General features: G+C 43.9%; 14 protein-coding genes. All 14 read right to left on the bottom strand.

Annotation, left to right across the window (positions count from 1 at the left end; translation table 11 throughout):
* Window position 1: 1 nt before the first annotated feature.
* The 14 genes from G590_RS0111220 to G590_RS0111155 all read right to left on the bottom strand — a co-directional run bounded on the left by G590_RS0111220 (window position 2) and on the right by G590_RS0111155 (window position 16,140).
* Window positions 2-1,750, bottom strand: coding sequence for an ABC transporter ATP-binding protein (locus tag G590_RS0111220; RefSeq protein ID WP_022765760.1), 1,749 nt, complete (start codon window positions 1,748-1,750; stop codon window positions 2-4).
* Between the two features lie 7 nt (window positions 1,751-1,757).
* Window positions 1,758-2,831, bottom strand: coding sequence for a glycosyltransferase family 2 protein (locus tag G590_RS0111215; RefSeq protein WP_022765759.1), 1,074 nt, complete (start codon window positions 2,829-2,831; stop codon window positions 1,758-1,760).
* Window positions 2,832-2,927: 96 nt separating this feature from the next.
* Window positions 2,928-3,926 carry a UDP-N-acetylglucosamine 4,6-dehydratase (inverting) gene (pseB, locus tag G590_RS0111210; RefSeq protein ID WP_026494090.1) on the bottom strand — a complete coding sequence of 333 codons (999 nt, stop codon included), beginning with the start codon at window positions 3,924-3,926 and terminating at the stop codon, window positions 2,928-2,930.
* A gap of 147 nt (window positions 3,927-4,073) precedes the next feature.
* Window positions 4,074-5,645: a hypothetical protein gene (locus tag G590_RS0111205; RefSeq protein ID WP_022765757.1), complete on the bottom strand. Its 1,572-nt coding sequence runs from the start codon at window positions 5,643-5,645 to the stop codon at window positions 4,074-4,076.
* A 3-nt stretch (window positions 5,646-5,648) separates the two neighbouring features.
* The gene (locus G590_RS0111200) at window positions 5,649-6,653 is read right to left on the bottom strand and encodes a glycosyltransferase family 2 protein (protein WP_022765756.1); all 1,005 of its coding nucleotides are present in this window, start codon (window positions 6,651-6,653) and stop codon (window positions 5,649-5,651) included.
* The gene (locus tag G590_RS0111195; protein WP_022765755.1) at window positions 6,646-7,863 is read right to left on the bottom strand and encodes a hypothetical protein; all 1,218 of its coding nucleotides are present in this window, start codon (window positions 7,861-7,863) and stop codon (window positions 6,646-6,648) included. Before G590_RS0111195 ends, G590_RS0111200 begins: the two co-directional genes overlap by 8 nt.
* A 4-nt stretch (window positions 7,864-7,867) precedes the next feature.
* Entirely contained in the window at window positions 7,868-9,058 is a 1,191-nt protein-coding gene (locus G590_RS0111190) for a glycosyltransferase family 4 protein (RefSeq protein ID WP_022765754.1), read from the bottom strand.
* A 12-nt stretch (window positions 9,059-9,070) separates the two neighbouring features.
* On the bottom strand, window positions 9,071-10,354 hold the full coding sequence (locus G590_RS0111185) for a glycosyltransferase family 4 protein (protein ID WP_026494089.1): 1,284 nt from the start codon (window positions 10,352-10,354) through the stop codon (window positions 9,071-9,073).
* Between the two features lie 11 nt (window positions 10,355-10,365).
* Window positions 10,366-11,247 carry a glycosyltransferase gene (locus G590_RS0111180; protein ID WP_022765752.1) on the bottom strand — a complete coding sequence of 294 codons (882 nt, stop codon included), beginning with the start codon at window positions 11,245-11,247 and terminating at the stop codon, window positions 10,366-10,368.
* Window positions 11,244-12,065: a glycosyltransferase family 2 protein gene (locus tag G590_RS0111175; RefSeq protein WP_242829772.1), complete on the bottom strand. Its 822-nt coding sequence runs from the start codon at window positions 12,063-12,065 to the stop codon at window positions 11,244-11,246. The genes G590_RS0111180 and G590_RS0111175 overlap by 4 nt, the downstream gene beginning before the upstream one ends.
* Before the next feature lie 11 nt (window positions 12,066-12,076).
* A complete protein-coding gene (locus G590_RS0111170; RefSeq protein WP_022765750.1) occupies window positions 12,077-13,483 on the bottom strand; it encodes an exopolysaccharide biosynthesis polyprenyl glycosylphosphotransferase in 1,407 nt (468 codons plus the stop codon).
* A gap of 16 nt (window positions 13,484-13,499) precedes the next feature.
* On the bottom strand, window positions 13,500-14,246 hold the full coding sequence (locus tag G590_RS0111165; RefSeq protein WP_022765749.1) for a glycosyltransferase family 2 protein: 747 nt from the start codon (window positions 14,244-14,246) through the stop codon (window positions 13,500-13,502).
* Window positions 14,246-15,184, bottom strand: coding sequence for a glycosyltransferase family 2 protein (locus tag G590_RS0111160; RefSeq protein WP_022765748.1), 939 nt, complete (start codon window positions 15,182-15,184; stop codon window positions 14,246-14,248). The genes G590_RS0111165 and G590_RS0111160 overlap by 1 nt, the downstream gene beginning before the upstream one ends.
* A 95-nt stretch (window positions 15,185-15,279) precedes the next feature.
* Complete coding sequence (locus G590_RS0111155) at window positions 15,280-16,140, bottom strand: helix-turn-helix transcriptional regulator (protein ID WP_022765747.1); 861 nt, start codon at window positions 16,138-16,140, stop codon at window positions 15,280-15,282.
* Window positions 16,141-16,250 lie beyond the last annotated feature (110 nt).

Below are 16,250 nucleotides of genomic sequence, written 5' to 3'. Positions count from 1 at the left end.
ATTACTTAAGGGTCGCTTTTCCCTCTCCAATACTGTAGATCATGTCACACTTCTCAATGGTCTGAAGTCTGTGGGCAATGATGACAAGAGTCTTTCTGCCGTGAAGTCTGTTGATAGAATCCATAATGGCAGCCTCAGTATCATTATCCAGAGCAGAAGTTGCTTCATCAAGGACAAGAACTTCCGGATCCTCAAAAAGAGCTCTTGCAATTCCGATCCTCTGTCTCTGTCCGCCTGACAGACGAATACCTCTTTCACCTATCTGCGTGTCCAGCCCCTCCGGAAGCTCTTTTACAAATTCATCAAGAGCAGCTTCCTTAAGTGCCTGCCACACTTTGTTATCATCTATTTCATCATCCGGAACGCCGAAAGCCACGTTCTTTCTGATGGTTGAGTCTGTCATAAATATTGTCTGCGGGATGTATCCTATGTTCTTGAGCCATCCCTGATAATTGGTATTTACATCCACTCCGTCTGCAAGGATCCTGCCGCTTTCAGGTTCAAGAAGGCCTAACAGGACATCAACGATGGTAGTCTTACCGGCTCCGGATGTACCGACAATACCCACCGACTTACCAACAGGAATCTCCATGGTGGCTTTGTCAAGGATAAGCTTGTCTGTACCGGGATACTTGTAGGTAATATCCTCCACCCTGATAGTCTTTGTCACAGGGAGCTTAGTAACTGCAGTCTTAACGCGGTAATCATCGCTGTTATAAGAGATGGACTCATCGTGGATCTCCGACTGAAGATTGTCGCTTACATTATCAAGGAAAGGCTCAAAGTAAGCGATTGATGTCAGATAGTTGTTGATCCTGTTCGCACTGGGCAAAAGTCTTGCTGCAGCAGCCGCGAGGACTGTAAGCTGTGGAAGCAGTGTGGTAATGCTGGTTCCCGAGAGCATTACAACAAGCATATATCCAACCATTCCTGCAATGGCTATCGTCTCAATCAGAAGCCTCGGTGTTGAATTGTAGAGGTTATACTTCTGAACCGCGTTGACATAACCTGCACCGCAGTCTGCATATCCGTTTATGAAGTAATTCTCCTTGGCTGCAACCTTGATCTCCTTGATTCCGGTTACTGACTCATATATCCACTTATAAAGACCGCTGTAGTAATCCTGGTTGTCCTGACCGGCCTTGACCATGACAGGCTTGATAAAATACTTGATAACCAGGAGCACAATTACAAGAAGAGTCGCTATCGTTAATGTCATCTTGGCATCCTGACTTAGAAGTATTGCCACCAGGCATACAAATACAATGATCTCACTTATGAGCTGAAGACAGCTCAGGATCAGCGCATAAAGGTTATTGACGTCAGAAGTGATATTTCTCTGAATAACCGTGGTATCTGCGTTTAAGTAGTACTCGTATGGGCGCTGCATGAAATTGATCATCATGCGTCTTGATGTGGCAAACTGATTGGTGTACACAAACCTGAGCTGAACCACATTCATGAAATACAGGAAAATGTTCTTTATGACAAACACAAGTATCAGCGCCACCATGATTAGTGCCGCCAGCTGTGTTGTACTGCTCAGATTAAAGAGATTGTAGATGCCTGAGAGGATCTTGCTCTCCTCGACCTTCTGCGGATCGATGACAACCTGCATTACGGGAGCGATCATGGCGATACCGAGTGACTCCAGAACGCCGCCGATAAGCATGAGTATTACAATGCCCACCATCTGTCTCTTTTGCTTCTTATCAAGAAGCACTTTAAGTTTACTGATAATCTTACGCATTAAAAATTCATTTCCTTCCTGACAGGCTGCTTCTCAGATCTCTGTAGAACCACAGCAGTCTGTAGTATATATAAAAGAATAAATGGGACTTCATCTGAAATCCTATGAGCTTTCTCTCTTCAGGATGTATCTTTTCCAAATAATAACGGTTGTTTTGGAAATCTGGGAAGGTCTCCTTCATCTCTTTTCCAAGTGCTTTGCAGAAATTATAGCATCCTTTAACTTTATACTTTTTAGGCATGGCTGAGAACAATGTGTTAACATAAAATAACACAGTGTATTGGAATTCTATCTCCGGAAGATAGTCTTCATAGTATCCATTATCTTTGGCCTCAGACACGATCATCCTTCCGGCCGCCATTCTGTCCTCAAGGTTCTTTTTGGAGATGCTGTGTACCGTGGAGGAGTCATGCTGATAATAGAAATACAGCGGCTCCTGAATGTACTCAAAGTGCTTGGACCTTGTCATCCAGGTATTGCTGACAGCGTTGTCCTCATAAAAGATATCCTCAGGGAAAACATCCAGTTTGTCTCTTGTACCCGGCTGATAATCCCCCAGGATCAGTTCTCTTTTGTATACCTTCACCACAAGGCTTCCGGTTTCAATAAGGAGCTTCTTGTATCTCTCCTTGTCCATTACCCCGGTCTGTTCAAAGTTGTTGTTGTGAACGATCTCGCCAACCTTAAAGCTGTGCTCATGAGTGAGGTTGTAATCACAGCCCACCATGTCAGCTCCGGTCTGTTCTGCCTTACCGATCAGCCTTTCGTAGTAATCGGGAACAACCCAGTCATCTGCATCGATAAAGCCAAGCCACTCACCCTTTGCAATGGCAAGGCCGATATTCTTGGCTCCGCCCTGATGCCTGTTCCTGTCGGAAGCGATTGCGATAAATCTGTCCGGATATTTGTCCTGATATGTGCGCAGGATCTCCAAAGAGTTGTCAGTAGAACAGTCATCTACAGCAATGATCTCATAGGAGTCGGGCGCCATTGTCTGATTCACAAGACTGTCAAGACAGTACTCCAGCTTCCCGTCAGATGCCATATTATAAACCGGAACAACAATACTAAGCTTAATCATCTTTTCCCCGCAAAACCTTATTGCACATATACAACAAAGGAAGCATCGGCCACTTTAAGACCAGGTGCTTCCGATTAGTCTAAACTTCTTTATTTATCAGTGCTCTACCGCTTCACTGAGTCTGTTTCTGATATCCTCTACACTCATCCATTCAGTGTTATTGCCTGAGCTGTAGTAGAATCCGTCGGGAACTCTCTTTCCGCCCTCTGCAGGAACAATCTCATGAGCAAATGAAACCTGAGGATAAACAATGAAGTGCTTGTCATACTCATAAGTATTGGGAGCATCTTCCTTGGTAACCATGACCTCATCAAGCTTCTCACCGGGTCTTATTCCAACTTCCTTGGTGGCAATACCGGGGCACATAGCCTCAGCCAGATCCTTGATATTGAATGAAGGAATCTTGCTGATGAAGGTCTCTCCGCCCTTTGCCTCAGCAAGAGCCTTAAGAACCAGCTCAACTCCCTCGGGAAGGCTGATCCAGAATCTTGTCATACGATAATCGGTGATAGGAAGCTCTTTTTCCCCTTTCTCAATAAGGCTCTTGAAGAAAGGAATGATGGATCCTCGGCTTCCAGCAACATTGCCGTAACGAACTATTGAGAAGTTGATGTCCTTGGAACCTGCATAAGCATTGGCTGCAATAAAGAGCTTGTCAGAAACCATCTTGGTTGCACCATAGAGGTTAACAGGATCAACGGCCTTGTCTGTAGAAAGAGCCACAACTCTCTTAACACCTGTGTTGAGTGCTGCATTTATAACGTTCTGAGCGCCGTTGATATTGGTCTTGATAGCTTCATCAGGGTTGTACTCGCATGCAGGAACCTGCTTAAGAGCTGCAGCATGAACGATGTAATCAACATTCTCACATGCTCTCTCAAGTCTTGCGGCATCTCTAACATCGCCGATGAAGAAACGCATCTTGTCAGCGTGCTCTTTATATATTTTCTCATTAGACATTGTAAACTGCTTGAACTCATCCCTTGAATAGATAATGAGCTTCTTGGGATTGTAGTGTTCAAGAACGTACTCGGTAAAGCAGTGTCCAAAAGAACCTGTTCCTCCGGTAACCAGAATCGTCTTATTATCAAGCATTGATCTTTCCATTTGTAATCTCCATGTTTCGTTTATATATTTATGATTATATACGGATTGCTCCGCACTTCGTGCTATCGCATTTCCTATCGCGACCCTATATCATCATATACTAAAGCGGCCTAAAGGTCAAAAATCCCGTGGCGCTCACTTTACTTCGTAGACAGTCCACATATCCTCTGTGAAAACATCCTCCATGCTTCGAAGTCCCTTGCAGCTCTCGAAGAGATTTTCAAAAGCTTTCTCCTGAAAGTCATCATCGGCAGCATAGAGTATGATCTTGTCCGCTCCCGCAACCTCCGAGTCAGTTATCTTCTCAAGATTTTCCTCATCCATGTAAAAGACCTTTGGATATTCCAGGAGTTCATCCGTGAGCCTCCATACGTTTTGAGGAGTGCTCGGATTAAACATGACAACCGCCACTTCATTTGAATTTGCTGCAGCATATTCTATCTTCTTTGTATCCTCCGGGTAAAGAAACAGTACCCTTTTGTCGTTTATATGTCCCTTTAATATAAGTGCTGCCAGAACCGCCGCCAGAGCATAAAGTACGACTTTATTTTCCATGACTTCAAGAACATAATAAGCATCCATAAGGATAAGCAGTATCAGCAGCGGATAAACAGGCATCTCATATCTGTTCGAAGCACTACCAACCAAAAGAGCTGTCTTGGAGGTCAGAAGGAAATATCCGACAGAAGCTAAAGTCAGCATCACTATCTCAGGCCTTGGAAGCTTTCCTCCTTCTCTGATCTTCCTCTTTCTCGATGTGATCTTTAAGAGAAGTCCCATGAAGATCAAAAGAAGTATTATCAAAAGACCGCCGGCAAATACATAGTCATTCAAGAGTCCCGTGAAAAAGGATACCCTCATCCAGGTATTGGCAATATCAAAAAAGCTTCCTGATGCATCTCCGCCTCTGTATCCTCCGAACATATGCCTCGGTGCTGCCGGATACGTAACGACTGCAAGTCCAAGACTCACAGCGCAGCCCGCCACATATATCAGCCCGTTTCTGATGTCTTTTTTGAAAAAGACAATCCAGACAGTAGTTAGAAATCCAATAGATACGAAGAAGAAGATATAAAAATACTGAACCAAAAAGCCTATATATGATGTCACCATTATCGGCAAAAGACTCTTTAGCACAAAGTCCTTTAATTCCAGGCTATTGTTGTCAAAATCCTGTATAAGCTTTATATGGAACAGTGCACAGGCTATAAGTGCAGCTCCAAGCCATGCATACATCCTGATAAGCATGTTGCAGGATACAGTCTGTGGATTCAGTCCCCAGAACAGAAGAACCATGATCTCAACCACAAGCGGAACCTTCAGCCGTTCCATCAGGAGACAGAGCAGTAAAAACGCTACTGCAAAGGCCAGATAATTGGTTATAAGCCCCGGCCATTTGGTAAACTGCCCCGGAACAAAAGAACACAGCGTATGGAACAGGTAGTAATAAAACGGCGGATGTACATCCCAGGACTGAACAAGTTTAACCATCTTATAGTTAAACCCTTCTCCCGGTTTAACAGCAAACTCATCAAGTATGGCCTGCCTGTCCTGCCACTCCCTGTCAGGCTGAAAGAGTCCTATGCTTCTGTTACTGGAGTAGTAGGTATAGTATTCATCCTCATGAAATCCCGCTTTCTGAGTCCCGTAAAATATACTCAGGATCAGCGAGACCACAAAAATCGCGCTAAATAAATATTTTTTCATCGATCACAGTCCTCGAATCCCGGCATGAAGCTTTCTCACACCCTTTGGCGCAAGTGTAAGCAGTGTAAGATATGCCTTTTGCTTAGCGGAAAGGTATTTATTTCCAAGCATCTTAGCAAAGCTTCTGCGCAGATCCGACACAACCTTTTTATAAAATGTATTGTCCGATGTCATCTTAGAAATCGGAATATGAAGAAGATAATCCAGTCTCTGGACAAATCCGAATCTGAGCGCAACAGGAATAAGTTCCCTGTGATTCCTGCTTACCAGATCAAGAACAACATCCGAGTTTCTCACAATATCGGTAAACACAGGTGGAAAATAGTCTTTGTCCTGTGCTTTCTTTCTTGAGTTACTTCCGGTCCTGTAAAAGACATGGTAGCAGGCCTCAGGCAGAAGGATCAGCTTATTTACCTTCTCAAGCATGTGGATCATCAGATAAAAATCTTCGTTGAGCTCACCTTCAGGAAACCTCATATCCTCTGTAAACAGTTCTTTCTTTGTGAGCTTGGTGCAAAAAGAAGCATCCCCCGTATGCATGAGGAGCGTTCGAAGGTGCTCGGTGGGAGTAATCTCTTTTTCCTCATCAAAAGGTTCAAGAACATCCGGAAGCTTATCACCGCTCTCGGATATCTCATCTCTCGCTATCTGAACCATGTCTGCGTTGTTACGCAGCGCAGCTTCCATCATTGTGCTGTACATAACTCCGGAAATATAGTCGTCGCTGTCAACAAATCCCAGATAATCACCTGTAGCTGCCTCAATACCGACATTTCTTGCACTGCTGGAGCCGCCGTTTTCTTTATGAATAACCTGAACGTTTGAATACTTACGGGCCAGTTCATCGGCTATACCGGGAGTATTGTCCGTAGATCCGTCATCAACAACAATTATCTGAAGAAGCTCTTTGGGATAATCCTGAGACGCAACGGAAGTCACGCACTTCTCCAAAAGGTCTTCTATATTGTAGGCAGGTATTATAACCGATATGCTCTTATAATCAGGCATCTGCCACCTCCTGCGCCTTCATTTGGGTATAAAGATCAAAGCCTATAAACAATATGACTGCAAGATTTATCAGGGATATCAGCCACATATCATTTACAGCGGTTCCGAACAGGAACTTCGAGTAAGTCACAATTGATATAAACTGCATCATCACAAGCGAAGACAGCCTCTTAAAACCGGTTACTGCGTATACGACTGCCAAAACCTCAGGCAGATAGCCATATCTCTCATGCATCACAGGCAACGAATAAAGCGCCGTCACCGATGTAAATATAGCAAGTGTTATCATAAATATCGGAGTTACCTTGAAGTTTTTGTTCCTGACATAATAAGCGATAAAGCCAAGGACAGCAATTGCTGCCACTGTGGCCGAAGCTATTATCATTTTTCTGGTCTCTATGTTCAGGTCGGGATTTACCACAGCAAATATGCTGGGATAATTCATTGTAAGCATACTGTAGGTTGAAACCTGTTTGCCATATATGGACAAGAGCTCAAAAAAGCCTCTTCCCGCAATCATAGCAGGTATCATTGTAAGTATGATCACTATTGGTATCCAAAAAATATAACGTGCTTTAACTTTGCCTTTGAGCCACATTATTATCAGGAATGGAACAATAAATATCACCTGCTGTTTAAATGTGTATCCAAGTGCAAGGTATATAAATACGCGGTTGTTATTGCCTTTTAAGACATGAAGAACAGAAAGGAGCGCAAATGCGGTGTAAATCGAATCACACTGCGCCCAGGCAGCGCTGTTAAGAATAACTGTCGGAAGCAGAATAACTGCCGCAAAGGCCATAACCGATTTCTGTACATTCCCTTCTGTTACATGAAAGGTTATCCTGAAAACGGTAATGGCACAGATCACATCGAAAATCACAGACACAATCTTTATCAGGTGAAGGTCATTCCACGGAATATAATGCAGAAGCACGATCACGTACTGATACATGCATCCGTAATTGATGGTACTGGCCCCCTTTGGAGCCGGAGTTATTCCAAGATATCCAACACCCCCGGCAGCATGGCACTCTTCCATCCAGTGGGACAGAAAGTGATAGTAGTCTCCCGATACAAAATCAAAAAGCGGGAGCCTTACGGCAATTCCAAGCCCCAGCATAAAAGCCAGGAAAAACAGATCCACCATTCTTAACCCGGCTTTTCTAAACCTTATTTCACTGTCCAAAATATCATCCAAAAGCATCATCAGCTTACTCCAAGTGGTTCTTTTCCTGAAGAGTTCTCATAAATCCGGGTGGCGTTAGCACCGGCGCTGGGCTCATCGGACCCTCTGCTGCCATAACAGGCTCTTTCCCGGATTCAAGCTCACGGCAAAATCTGATAAGCACCTTTGCAGCGTTTTTAGCGTTCCACTTGTTATTTATTGTATCCCGGGCCTTTTGTCCAAACACGGGTATTCTGTCACGATTATCGAAGAGATATTTCACTTTGGCAGCAAACTTCTCGTAGCTTCCATTCTCATAAATAAGACCGTTTACACCGTCATCAATCAGATATGGGACTGCACCTGCCTCGCCCGATGCAACAACTGCGCATCCGCTCTGCATAGCCTCATTAACAACAGCTCCCCAGCCTTCCAGATAATTGCTGGTGAAAAGAAAAATATCCGCTCCTCTCATGTAGGAGAGCACTTCTTTCGGGTCTTTTCCCCCGGTCAGATTAACAACATCCGCAAGTTTTAGCTCTTTTACCATCTCAGAGAGCTTATCCTTAAGAGGGCCGTCCCCCACTATATCAAGGCAAAAATCATAGCCGAAATCCCTTAGCATAGCAGCAAGCTTAACAGCAAATTCAGGATGCTTTAAGTCAATAAGCCTTCCGGCCCAGCAAATACGTATCCTGTCACTTCCGCGCTTTGCTACTGCCTCATCACCCGCAGCATCCGGGAAGTACCCCCACTTTAACATCTTTCCGGGATAGCTTCTTATGAGCTTAAAGTCTGAAGATACATAAGCTCCGGTACACAGCAGATAAACCGGCATTTTACGAAACTGTATATGCTCACGGTACTTCTTTTTAAGGCCTCGGGGGCTGATAAACTTCCACTGGCCCTCCCTGTATATCCTCTCACTAACGCGGAAGGATATCCTGCCGGAAGAAAGTCTCTCCTGCTCCAGATCCCAGATCTTATCTTCAGTCCATCCGAAAAGAACGATATCAGAGTTAAGTATCAGGTCTTTGGCCTTTTCCTCATCCTCGTAGTAACGAACAACATATGTAAGGGCCTTGTCATCAACACCCCATCCCATCTGAAGGCGCTTCTCCTCCATGGGCATGGTCTGGACAAAGAAAAATTCCACGTCCTCACCATACTCACTCATGGCCTTGCAAAACGGAAGCTGGTGGTGATTTATGTAGTTGGAAACAAAAGTAATCCTCAATGTTTCTCACCCTTACCTGTTATCAATGTCTTTGTATATCTCGATAAGCCTCTTGAAATTGGTATCGGCGTTGTGGGTAATTCTTGCATGTGCAGCTGCATTATCTCCGTAGACTGCAGCAATAACAGGCTCATCCCAGATCTGGAGGATAGCCTTTACAATATCATCCACGTTACCTTTTTCAAACAATACACCATCTTTATTCTCAGAAACCATATCCGGTATTCCGCCGGTTCTAGAAGCTGCAACCGGCACTCCAAGCAGCATGGCTTCTCCAAGGGAGTTGGGAGAATTCTCTATGATAGATGGACAGACGAAAACGCTGCACTTAAGGTACTGTTCCTTCATCTCCTGGTCGTTTAGCATTCCCACCATCGTAACCTTCTTTTTAAGGTGTCCCCTGGCGATGAGGCTCTTTATATATTTGCCGTAGGCACTTGCTCTCATAAAATACGGATACCTGCTCTCACCCCTGCCGATAATGTTGTTACCGGCCACATAAAGGTGCGCATCCGGATATTTCTCCAGAATCTTCGGCATGGCATTTAACACAAAATGAAATCCCTTCAGAGGATAATCGCCCTGAGAAAGGAATATTCTGTGAGGTTCTGCTTTCTTTTCACTCCACTTGCCCATGTAAAAGCACGGTCTCATGGTCTCATTCATGTGATAATATCTTGCATCTGGATTGATCCGGGCAGTCTCGCGCTTATCAAAAGCTGTTCTTCCGGTGATATTACCGGCCAGCATGATAGCTTCTCTCTCATGCTCCCCACGGATCTTGTATTTCTCCTGCTGCTGCATCAGGGAATCATCCTTAATCCTGTCTCTGAAGGTCACATTCTTCTGAACCTCCTCAGGGATTTCAGCCATATATTCTTCGGCAATAGCACTGCATACTCCCTGTATTCCCAGAAGCACTCTGTCAGGATTGCCAAAGGCTCTGAGCATCGCCAGCGTGTGTGGAAATTCCGTTCCGAAAATATGCACCACATCCGGCTTGAAATCATCAAGGATCACATGAAACCTGTTCTCAACGGTCCCATCATAAATCTCGGGATGCCCTAGATCCTCCTTGAAGCCATAATAAGTAATGCCGTCTATCTCCTCGCTTGAAGTTGCAATTTCGCCTTCCGCAGGGAAACATACGGCCAGAGTGATCTTTTCATCGTCTTTCTTGCCTTCTTTTATTCTGTTAAGGCATCCTGTAAGCCATCCTTCTCTCATGGAATATGGAAGATCGTGCGCGATGGCATAGGCAGGAAGCATGATGTTGCATAACCAGAGAACTCTCAAACCACTACTCCTTATTTATCCTTTTTACCCCTCAGGGCATAAATGGCATTTTTGATCGCGTTATACGGAATCGATGTGATCTTGTTGGAAGCTATAAGTGTTCGTATTCCTGAAAGCGTAACAATTCTCAGAAGGTCATATTTTCTGATCTGAGCAGCCGGAAGGTACATCTTGATGATATCCCTGCGCTCCTCCTCGGAAATCTTGCGGTTCTTGGCAGAATATCCGCCACCTTCATAGCTGGCTACAACAACCGGCATATAAACAGTTTCAGCCTTCTCTCTGTAAAAGCATCTGAGGAACTGCTCATAATCCGCTCTGACCTTGTACTTAAGATCAAAAGGATTCCTGCTGACAAGTCTCTCATCGTAGAAGCAGGCCTGATGTGAAGGAACATTCCTGTAGCACGCATAATCATCAATCTTAGGGTTCGAAGCCATCTTACTTCCAGCTGAGCAGTCGAAGATGTCTCCGTAGTATATTGCAGGAAGAGTAGTGCCCTCCCTTAAATTTCTCTCAACGATTATCTTGTGGACATCCCTGAGAACATTTTCATTCCTGAAGTAGTCTCCGCAGTTAAGGAAAAAGACGTATGAGGGGCTCTCTCCGACCTTCAGCTTATCATCAAGGTAAGATGCTGCAATATTCATAGCATGATAGATACCGTTGTCGCAGCTCTCTGCCAGAGTGATCTTGCCCGGATTCTCATCATCGATCCTGCTGACATCATAAGCCTTACGAAGCTTCTCCAAAGAGCCGTCGGTTGACATTCCGTCCTTGATGAGAATCCTGTAATCGGTAAAGGTCTGTCTGTTTACGCTTTCAACAGTCTTTAAAAGCTTATCCCCCGCATTATAGGAGACAACTATGATTGTAAAAAATGGTTTCTTCATAAACTTCTCCCGTGTCTGACTCCGCTGCATAACTTCTTATAGCAGTGCATTAATCCCAATTCCCTGCACATTTCATTTCTGTTTTTAAAAAGATATCTGAATCCCAGGATGGTTGCCATCTTCCCATAAAGAAAATAGTATAAAACACCTCTGTCAAAGAAGAATTTATCAGTATATCCCTTAAACCACGTAGATTCTCCCTTGCGCTCTTTGCCTATGGCTACAGGAGTCCTGTATATTGCAAGTCCGGCCTTCAGACAGTCATGTAAAAAGAGGGAATCCTCCCCGTTCATATACGGCGCTCCGCCTCCAAACAAAAGCGAATATCTGACACCGCTGGCTGCAAGCTTCTGCCTTCTTGCACATATGGCATAAGCCGGATATCTTCCGTAGTTACGCCAATTAACCCTGGCAAAATCCGTGTTCCAGTAAGTTTCTCTGCCCTCCTGAGCCTTGACGTTAAATAATAAAATGTCAGCCTCCGGATGGGTATCGAACTCCGCGATAACCTTCTGAGCATAGCCATCGTCATAGACAATGTCGTCATCACCGAACTGGATCAGCTCATGATCGGCATTATCAAGGGCTGTATTTCTTGAAAGGCCCACGCCCTTTTCAACCCTGTGTATGATCCTGGCTTCATGATCCTTGAATTCCTGTATGTAATCACTTCTTTTGTCTGCCGTATCACTGTCCTGATAATCGCCGATCAGCTGATTGACTATGACAGCGTCACAATCAAGGTTCATGCTTCCGATCAGCTCTTCAGGATCCTTGTTAACGGCAGATACTAAAATTTGCAGTCTATCGTTAGCCATACCTGACTCCATCATGAGTTCTTCTGTGCTGTAGTCTGGTTTTCCTCTACGCCCTCAGTACTGTCCGGGGTGAAAAGAATCTTAACCGTCAGTAACATCAGTTTAATATCCAGCCAGATTGAATAATTTTCAATATATGTCAGATCAAGCTTTAATTTGTCGTAAGGTGTGGTGTTATATTTACCGTAAACCTGTGCATATCCTGCAAGCCCGGCCTTCACTTTCATTCTGAAGGCAAACTCGGGCATCTCCTCAAGATACTGCTTGATGATCTCCGGTCTCTCAGGTCTGGGACCTATAAATGACATATCGCCCGCAAGAATATTAAAGAGCTGAGGAAGCTCATCAATTCTGCACGAGCGGATGAACTTGCCTACAGGTGTTATCCTTGAATCGTTCTTGGAAGCAAGTCTTGCCACGCCATCCTTCTCAGCATCGACTCTCATGCTCCTGAACTTCATGATCTTAAATTCCTTCATGCCTCTGGTACAGCGGATCTGCTTGTAAAGAACCGGCCCCTTATCATAACACTTGATAACAATTGCCGTGATGAGCATGATAGGTGAAGTAATAATGATAAGCAACAGAGAAATCAGTATATCAAACAGCCTCTTTATAGCCCTCTGCTCAACCTTGATGGAATACTCTCTAAGGAGCAGTACCGGTGTATCAAAGAGGTGGAGCTGTGAAGAGCCCTTTAAAAGAACATCTGTTATCTTGGGCATAACATATATTCTGATATTTCTTCCGTAGCAGTACTTAACGAGTCCGTTTCTGAACTGGCTCGGTACATCCCAAATAATTACACCGTCATATGCCCCAAGACACTCCTTGTAAACAGCATCGATACCCTCGGAGATATTTATCTTCTTGGCGATATGATACTTGTCTTTTCTTGTATTAAACTTGGTAACGATATCATCAACAGGATATTCTCCGCTTACCAGCAAAAGCTCTCTCGGCGGGAATATATGCATATAAATAGCATTGGTAATATATGCCCATACAAATGCTATGAGAAGCTGAATAAGGAAGATCACAAAGATCGGTGGAAGCTGAACCAGCCAGTTGTTCAAAAGTGAAATCTGGAAGTAGGATATGAAATTGACCATGAACAGTGCAAATATCTGTGAGAAAAATACGTCCATAGGTCTTAAATATCCTATTTTCAGTCCGCCATAGGTATTTGAAAAGAATAAAAGCAGGATGAAATAAATAGCAAGAATAAGAAGATGTCCACGAAAATACAGCTTGAGTCCATTACCAAGCGCATATCCGTCGACACTGACACGAGGTCTTGAAACCTCGGGATAGTATACACTAAACCAGAACCATGCGTATACAGCGGTCTGCATACACAGCCCAACAAATCCCATCAGTAAAACCAGGATTCTCTTTTTTGATTCTCTTTGTTTCATACTCTTCCCCGGACAGTTACAGCCTTCTCAAGGTTGCTCTTACTGCCCATCCTCCAAAATAAAATAATGATTTTGCCACAGAAAGACCTGCAATATTTCTGTACAGGAACCATATCCTTCCTATGGCCTCCAGCTTATTTGACGACAAAGACTTAGGAGGTCTTCTGTAAATAGCCAGATTCTCATCAAGGCCATACGCCTCATATCCGCTCTTTAAGATTCTCCACCATGTGGCTGTATCCTCACTTGGGACGTTGGGCATATGTATTATTTCCATATCTATCTTCTCAGTATCAAACATGACTGTTGTCGTGAAGATAATAGTCCTTGAAAGCGCCTGTTTGTACTTGAGCTTAGGCGGTACATGCACGATCTTGCCTGTAGGATTGGCGTTTTCATCTCCGAATTCATATGCATGAAAACAAAATGCAGCACCGGTCAGCTCCATATATGCCACCTGCTCTTCAAGCTTTTCAGGCATCCAGATATCATCCGCATCCAGAAAAGCAATAAATCTTCCGGAAGAAGCATCTATGCCGGTATTTCTGGCTTCAGCCGCCCCCTGATTGACCTTCTTGCGGATAAGGCGGATTCTTTTGCCCTGCTTTTTAATGTAATCCTCAATGATCTCGGCGCTGTTATCTCTTGAAGCATCGTCCACAAGGATAAGCTCCCAGTCCTTGTAGGTCTGCCGGCACACCATATCAATGGTCTTCTCTATGTAATTTGCTGCGTTATAGACCGGAACAACAATGCTGACCATCAGAGCTCCTCTTTAACAATGTACAAGGGACGTTTCTTAACTTCGAGGTAGGTCTTGGACAGGTACTGACCAACGATTCCCACGCAAAAGAGCTGTACTCCGCTAACAAACAAAATGATGCAGACCATAGAAGCCCAACCCACAGTATTATTGGGATCGCCAACGGTAAGCTGTCTCACCATGATGATCACAATAAACAGAAACGCTACTATACAGAAGAAAACTCCAATGAATGAAGCCATGGCAAGAGGCGCTGTAGAAAATGCCATAATACCATCCAGAGCATATACAAAGAGTTTCCAGAAGGACCACTTGGTCTCACCCTTCTTGCGCTCTACATTCTCAAATTCAAGCCACTTATTCTTAAATCCAACCCAGCCAAAGATACCCTTGGAGAAACGGTTGTACTCTTCCATTGACAAAATGGCATCGACAAACTGTCTTGTCATAAGCCTGTAGTCCCTGGCTCCGTCCACGATCTCTGTATTACTCATCCTGTTGATAAGCTTGTAAAACTGTCTTGCAAAGAATGACCTGATAGGAGGTTCTCCCTTCCTGTCAACTCTTCTGGTAGCGACAGAATCATACCCCTCCTCAGTTACAGCCTTGAACATTTCAGGCAAAAGAGCCGGCGGATCCTGAAGATCACAGTCCATAACCGCAACGAAATCTCCCTTTGACGCACTCAGTCCCGCATACATAGCAGATTCCTTGCCAAAGTTTCTTGAAAAGCTGATCAGACGAACTCTGCTGTCCTTGGTCTTTAGCTCTTTTACCCTGGCAACAGTATCGTCCTTGGAGCCATCATCCACGAAGATTATTTCAAAATCACAATCATGAGACTTCAAAAAAGCCTCATTCTTGACAAATTCATCATAAAAATCAAATACATTCTCCTGCTCATTAAAGCATGGAACAATCGCAGTAAGTAGTTTCATTGTGTTCACTCTCTATCTCTAAATTATATTTGCGCACAGTATCGCAATCCTAATCCCTATTCTACACTTATTGCCCCGTTCTTTCAATGTTACTGTTATTTCCAGCTCATGCGATACTCCAAGGGGCTTACGCCCTCTATCTGCTTGAACATCCGGGAGAAATAGTAGAGCGGGGTAATTCCGCAGCTGTTTCCGATCTCCTCAACGGTCTTATCGGTGAAACGAAGCATCTGCTTGGCGTGGGTGATGCGCACTACCAGAAGGTAGTTTATTATGGATGTTCCCACCTGTTCCTTAAAACTTCGGGATAAGGTGTATTTGCTCATCAGGAAATTGTCCGCAAGAGTATCAAGTGTTATTTTTTCCTGATAGTGCGTATCCAGATATTCCTTAAGCGCATTGATGCTCTTTGCACCTGTGCTCTGCTGTGTAATATCCGGATTCCAGCTGTAGGTCATGAGGAAGGTAACAAGACCCGAGAGATATTCATTGATCTTAATATCCCTTATATAATCCGATGATCTTGACACCGCATTGATCTCATTCCACAACGATATAAACCTCGAGGAATCATCAGGTCGAAATACAGGCTGTCCACCTCTTTCAACATATTTCAGATATATCGGAAGAAGAGTCTCTCCGTTAAAATGAATCCATTCAATGGACCATAGATCCTCTGATGTCCTGTGGGAATACAGATTCCGGCAGTTTATAAAGACACAGTCCCCGGCATAAACCGCGTACTCTTTTCCCTCATAATCTATATAACCGCTTCCGTTCTTAACATATATAAAAAGAAACGACGAGAGATTCTGCCTCTTGCTTGTATGAGGTTTCTGGGCAGTAAGCCTTCCTATTTCCTGCAAGTACAAAAGATTATTCTTGGCAAATTCAGACGGTGTGTACAGAAGTCTGTCCGATGATACATATTCGCCTTGGAATAGCTGATTTTTCATATTGTTATTCTCCATTTTTCCTATATTCCCCATTATAGTTTTGTGTGCAAGATAATGCAAATCAAAGTCAAGAAAGTGAATTTAAAAAGTGTAAACAAGTAAATATAATG

The organism is Butyrivibrio sp. XPD2006, from assembly GCF_000420865.1.
In the GTDB taxonomy this organism is placed as follows: domain Bacteria; phylum Bacillota; class Clostridia; order Lachnospirales; family Lachnospiraceae; genus Butyrivibrio.
This window is presented reverse-complemented; position numbering and strand designations above follow the sequence as displayed.

What these genes read in the sequence shown, in the direction of transcription:
- G590_RS0111220 (WP_022765760.1), bottom strand. Translation starts at nt 1,750, where the DNA reads ATGCGTAAGATTATCAGTAAACTTAAAGTGCTTCTTGATAAGAAGCAA.
- G590_RS0111215 (WP_022765759.1), bottom strand. Translation starts at nt 2,831, where the DNA reads ATGATTAAGCTTAGTATTGTTGTTCCGGTTTATAATATGGCATCTGAC.
- pseB (WP_026494090.1), bottom strand. Translation starts at nt 3,926, where the DNA reads ATGCTTGATAATAAGACGATTCTGGTTACCGGAGGAACAGGTTCTTTT.
- G590_RS0111205 (WP_022765757.1), bottom strand. Translation starts at nt 5,645, where the DNA reads ATGAAAAAATATTTATTTAGCGCGATTTTTGTGGTCTCGCTGATCCTG.
- G590_RS0111200 (WP_022765756.1), bottom strand. Translation starts at nt 6,653, where the DNA reads ATGCCTGATTATAAGAGCATATCGGTTATAATACCTGCCTACAATATA.
- G590_RS0111195 (WP_022765755.1), bottom strand. Translation starts at nt 7,863, where the DNA reads ATGATGCTTTTGGATGATATTTTGGACAGTGAAATAAGGTTTAGAAAA.
- G590_RS0111180 (WP_022765752.1), bottom strand. Translation starts at nt 11,247, where the DNA reads ATGAAGAAACCATTTTTTACAATCATAGTTGTCTCCTATAATGCGGGG.
- G590_RS0111175 (WP_242829772.1), bottom strand. Translation starts at nt 12,065, where the DNA reads ATGGCTAACGATAGACTGCAAATTTTAGTATCTGCCGTTAACAAGGAT.
- G590_RS0111170 (WP_022765750.1), bottom strand. Translation starts at nt 13,483, where the DNA reads ATGAAACAAAGAGAATCAAAAAAGAGAATCCTGGTTTTACTGATGGGA.
- G590_RS0111165 (WP_022765749.1), bottom strand. Translation starts at nt 14,246, where the DNA reads ATGGTCAGCATTGTTGTTCCGGTCTATAACGCAGCAAATTACATAGAG.
- G590_RS0111160 (WP_022765748.1), bottom strand. Translation starts at nt 15,184, where the DNA reads ATGAAACTACTTACTGCGATTGTTCCATGCTTTAATGAGCAGGAGAAT.
- G590_RS0111155 (WP_022765747.1), bottom strand. Translation starts at nt 16,140, where the DNA reads ATGAAAAATCAGCTATTCCAAGGCGAATATGTATCATCGGACAGACTT.